At 49.9% G+C, this 4,535-nt stretch carries 5 protein-coding genes; all 5 read right to left on the minus strand.

The window, feature by feature from the left end; translation table 11 throughout:
- A partial coding sequence (locus tag B5F77_RS15175) for a DUF4373 domain-containing protein (protein WP_087332286.1) occupies positions 1-647 on the minus strand: 647 nt, incomplete at its 3' end.
- A gap of 966 nt (positions 648-1,613) precedes the next feature.
- The gene (locus B5F77_RS16075; RefSeq protein ID WP_239446392.1) at positions 1,614-1,934 is read right to left on the minus strand and encodes an endonuclease domain-containing protein; all 321 of its coding nucleotides are present in this window, start codon (positions 1,932-1,934) and stop codon (positions 1,614-1,616) included.
- Positions 1,909-2,172, minus strand: a complete 264-nt coding sequence (locus tag B5F77_RS15185; protein ID WP_087332288.1) for a hypothetical protein — start codon at positions 2,170-2,172, stop codon at positions 1,909-1,911. The genes B5F77_RS16075 and B5F77_RS15185 overlap by 26 nt, the downstream gene beginning before the upstream one ends.
- A gap of 163 nt (positions 2,173-2,335) precedes the next feature.
- A complete protein-coding gene (locus B5F77_RS15190) occupies positions 2,336-2,824 on the minus strand; it encodes a hypothetical protein (RefSeq protein WP_087332290.1) in 489 nt (162 codons plus the stop codon).
- Positions 2,825-2,827: 3 nt separating this feature from the next.
- Positions 2,828-3,568, minus strand: a complete 741-nt coding sequence (locus B5F77_RS15195; RefSeq protein ID WP_087332292.1) for a hypothetical protein — start codon at positions 3,566-3,568, stop codon at positions 2,828-2,830.
- Between the last annotated feature and the right edge of the window lie 967 nt (positions 3,569-4,535).

Genomic DNA, 4,535 nt, shown 5'->3' on the forward strand with positions numbered 1-4,535 from the left:
AAAAGCTCCATCGCTCCCGGCAGCCTTTCTAACACCGTTTTCCCGCCTTTTCCGCTCAAAACAGACACCGAGTAGAGCCATTCCTCATCTTTTAGCAAATCTTTGCGCAAACGGGCGCATTTGCCATTAAATGAATAATCCGTTGGCTCCAAATTTTCACTCTCGCGCGCAGTAGTAGAAGTAGAAATATTTTCCTTTTCTTTTCTTTCCTTTTCTTTTCTTTGTGTACTTTTCGCATCCAAAACCCCGGGTTTTTCCGCGCAAATGGATGTTAAAAGCAACTCTTTTTCACCATCTTCTAAGTTGATATTCTTACCTTTAACCATAAAGTACCTTTCTTGTATCGCGCAAGATGTTAAAATATCCTTCCGGTGTAAATTATTGTAGAATAATCCAAATTCGATCATAGAACGGATCATTGTCTTCACACCGCGTTCCGTCAGATTCCATTGTTCTGCCAAATCGAAACAATAGTCGTCCGTCAATTGGATGTAAAAAGAATGACGGTAAATGTCGCATAAGAGCTGCATATACAAAAGAAAACCAGCCTGTTTGTGTCGACGAATCAACCGACGGATCTTTACATCCTGAAATATGTCTGTATCAACCGGAAAATAATCCAGTCCTTTTTTCTTGGGTCTTGCCATATTCTTCGTTTCTTTAATGATTATTTCTTAAATTAATCTTTCATAAAGCAGGACGGTAAAGCCGTCCAACTATGCTTAACCGTCTGGTGGCGCGAAGCGGCACCTGCGGTATCAAAGTCCTGTCCCTAAGCGACCTCGAAGGGGTCGAACCTCCTGTCGTTTACCTTGTTCGACCCCGTTGGGGTCGGGATTGTGGGTATCGTTCTTACCGAAGGTGACGCTTCGCATCACCTGCGGTATCAAAGTCTTGTCCCTGAGCGAACTCGAAGGGGGTCGAACCTCCTGGTGTTCACCTTGTTCGACCCCGCTGGGGTCGGGATTGTGGGTATCGTTCTTACCGAAGGTGACGCTTCGCATCACCCTCGGTTAAGCATGGTTGAACCTCTTCGAGGTTCGACCGCAACGCCCTGAGATGCTTTGGTTTTGCTCGAGTGACGCGGGGTGCTCAGAGATGCTTCGACTTCGCTCAGCAAGACGTGGACGGTGAAACCGTCCAACGATGCTTAACCGTCTGGTGGCGCGAAGCGGCACCTGCGGTATCAACGCTCTGTTCCTGAACGACCTCGAAGGGGTCGAACCTCCTGGTGTTCACCTTGTTCGACCCCACTGGGGTCGAGATGGCGTGGAATCGTTCTTGCCGAAGGTGAAGCTTCGCATCACCCTCGGTTAAGCATGGTTGAACCTCTTCGAGGTTCGACCGCAACACCTTGAGATGCTTTGGTTTTGCTCGAGTGACGCGAGGGTATTTAGAGATACTTCGATTTCGATCGGTGCGACGCAGGACGGTGAAGCCGTCCAACGATGCTTAACCGTCTGGTGGCGCGAAGCGGCACCTGCGGTATCAATCTCCTGTTCCTGAGCGACCTCGAAGGGGTCGAACTTCTCTGTGTTCACCTTGTAAATCTGCAGTCATCTGTCGAATCTGTGCCGTCTGTGTGCCATAATACCATCCATAATATTATCAATTTACTGCAAACGACTGCGAATTGCCCGTACAATCAACTGCAACGTCTGCACCTTCAGTAGCTCCGTCGGAATGGTGCGGATGACGAGCCAACCGCACGCCGCCGCTTCATTGTATTTCTCCAGGTCGCGACGCCAACCCTCTTCGCGAAAGTGGCGGCCACCGTTCCAGATGCCGCCCTCCACCTCGATGGCGACGCGCGCCGCGGGGACGGCAAAGTCGAACCGCCATTCGCGCGTCGGATGGAAACGATATTCCGGAACCGTTTCTAATCCTGTATATTTCAGGATTGCACGTTCAAGCAGGGAGATCGTTGGGGCCATCGGTCAGGAATTTAATTGCCTCGCGTTCGGTGTCGAACCTCTCCACGAAAAACTCGCGCGTGCGGTTGTCGAACGCAATCCATTGCTCACTGTTTGTATCGTAAAAATATCCATGTTCGCGGGGCAGGCGCGTGCGGTAATTCCGGGCGTTCCGCCAGCCTTCTACCAAATCAAAGAACACCTTTGCGGCTGCTTCGTATTGTAAGCCGCAATCTATTTTATATAATTTATGATTCATTTTGTAGGTATTAAAGCACGCAGACGTCGCAGACTAAAGCGCAGATTTACGCAGATTTTTTATTGGGCTGACGCGACCGCTTTTATCTTCCTTAAAAAGAAAATCTGCGGTCCTCTGCGCCTGTCTGCGTCCTCTGCGTGCAGTTGTTTTACATCATTTTACTTCACGCCGCAAACTGTATAAACATTTCACATCCAAATCGTTTGCCTTCGTGGATATACTTCAACGCCTCCGCCTCGCAGCAGGCGAGGTCGTCCAGGAGCCGGTCCATGTACGGATAATCCTCGGCACCGAGATGCACGCGGACGGCGAAGTTCAGCCTGCACACCCGCTCGCTACGAATGGCGGCATAGATGGTCAGCAACTCGGCGTCGCCACTCGGTTGGCGGTAATAGCCCTCGACTATCAAATTAGGAATTTCGGCTCCAACCAATTGTTCTACATGAAATATCAATCCATGCATTATATACATAAATTCTTCATGTATAGGATCTTCATTTCGATAAACAGCCTGATAGGCATCGTTATTCTCCGGGTTGTATACATTGATAATGGCTTTCAATTTGTTATCACGCACGGAAATCTGCATGAATTGATTTTCCGTCTTTTCTTCCTTTTTGTTCCCGATTTTAATTGTCAAATTTTTATTCATACTTTACGCTACTTTAGGTTCCTCCATATAATTTACAAACTCATTGTGAATAAATATACCTTTGGCCGCCTGCTTCTTCGCATACATCAGCATGGGATGGAAGATGCGGTCGAGGTCGTCGGCGGAGAGGTTTTGCCCTACGTTCTCCCACCAGAACTTGAAGAGTTCGACGTAGCCTTCGGGCGACGCGGGGCGCGGAATTAGCTCTACTTCAACCGTTTGCTGCGAGAGCGAACGAATACCTTCGGCATATCGCTCCTCGGCGCGACTGAGGGCGGCCGCGCGCTGCGCCTCGTTCCAACCCTTGCGCGATTCGACCCGCTTCTGCGAGCGCACCAAGTTCTCTTCCAGCTGCTTGCGTGTCGTTTCCGCCGCGGCGCGTTTCGACTTCAAATAGGCCGTCAGTGCGCGGTGACACCGATGCGCGGGCGACGCTTCCTTCTTCGGGTCGATCGCGTTCTCGAGCGCCGTAAATTGCGCGCATACAGCCCGTAAGCGGTCGGTGAAGGGCTTTCGCGTCGCCATCATCTGTTGCACTTCGCTCGCCGCGCGAAACATATACGCACGTACTTCGTCCGCCGCAATCTCGTCCACGCCGTGCGTGTCAATTTGCTTCCAAAGTTGTTCGCCTGCCATTCGGCAATCCAACCCAATCTGTTCATTTCTTACCAATACTTCTTCGATGCCTTTCATGGCCGGCAGCAATACGTTTGGCGTTTCTTTCTTTTTAGTTTGTTTAGCCATCAAAAAAAACTTTTTATTATGAATAATAATTTAGTCAAACCAACTCATCTGATTTGATACTGCAAATGTAAGATATAATTTCAGAACGACCAAATAAAATCAGAAAATAATTTCCTGAAAATCATTTATAAAAATAGTCTCCTATAAAGAATGTAAAACTACCCGAAAGCTCCTACCTTTGTGGTATAGTGGGAAGAATGGTTTAAAAAAAATAGCTAATCAATAAAGCGGTGCATCGTATGCTTGAACACTGCAGGCCTCGCTTCGCTCCGACCCGCAGTTACAGGACGTTGAACCTCTTCGAGGCTCGATAACGTGAAGAGAAACAGCATGACGCGTCGGACGGTGAAACCATCCAACCATGCTTAACCGGCTGGTGGCGCGAAGCGGCACCTGCGGTATCAACACTCTGTCCCTGAGCGACCTCGAAGGGGTCGAACCTCCTGGCATTCACCTTATTCGACCCCGCTGGGGTCGAGATGATAAGGGGTTGTTCTTACCGAAGGTGACGCTTCGCATCACCCTCGGTTAAGCATGGTTGAACCTCTTCGAGGTTTGACCGCAACGCCCTGAGATACTTTGGTTTTGCTCAGCATGACGCGGAGTGCTCAGAGATGCTTCGACTTCGCTCAGCAAGACGTGGACGGTGAAGCCGTCCAACGATGCGTAACCGGCTGGTGACGCGAAGCGGCACCTGCGGTATCAACGCTCTATCCCTAAGCGACCTCGAAGGGGTCGAACCTCCTGGCATTCACCTTATTCGACCCCGCTGGGGTCGGAATGATGTGGAATCGTTCTTGCCGAAGGTGACGCTTCGCATCACCCTCGGTTAAGCATAGTTCAACCTCTTCGAGGTTCGACCGCAACGCCCTGAGATACTTTGGTTTTGCTCAGCATGACGCGGAGTGCTCAGAGATGCTTCGACTTCGCTCAGCAAGACGTGGACGGTGAAACCATCCAACCATGC

Source organism: Parabacteroides sp. An277 (assembly GCF_002159645.1).
In the GTDB taxonomy this organism is placed as follows: Bacteria; Bacteroidota; Bacteroidia; order Bacteroidales; family Tannerellaceae; genus Parabacteroides.

Excerpts from the sequence above, each read along its gene's own strand:
- B5F77_RS16075 (WP_239446392.1), bottom strand. The coding sequence starts at position 1,934 with ATGGCCCCAACGATCTCCCTGCTTGAACGTGCAATCCTGAAATATACA.
- B5F77_RS15185 (WP_087332288.1), bottom strand. The coding sequence starts at position 2,172 with ATGAATCATAAATTATATAAAATAGATTGCGGCTTACAATACGAAGCA.
- B5F77_RS15190 (WP_087332290.1), bottom strand. The coding sequence starts at position 2,824 with ATGAATAAAAATTTGACAATTAAAATCGGGAACAAAAAGGAAGAAAAG.
- B5F77_RS15195 (WP_087332292.1), bottom strand. The coding sequence starts at position 3,568 with ATGGCTAAACAAACTAAAAAGAAAGAAACGCCAAACGTATTGCTGCCG.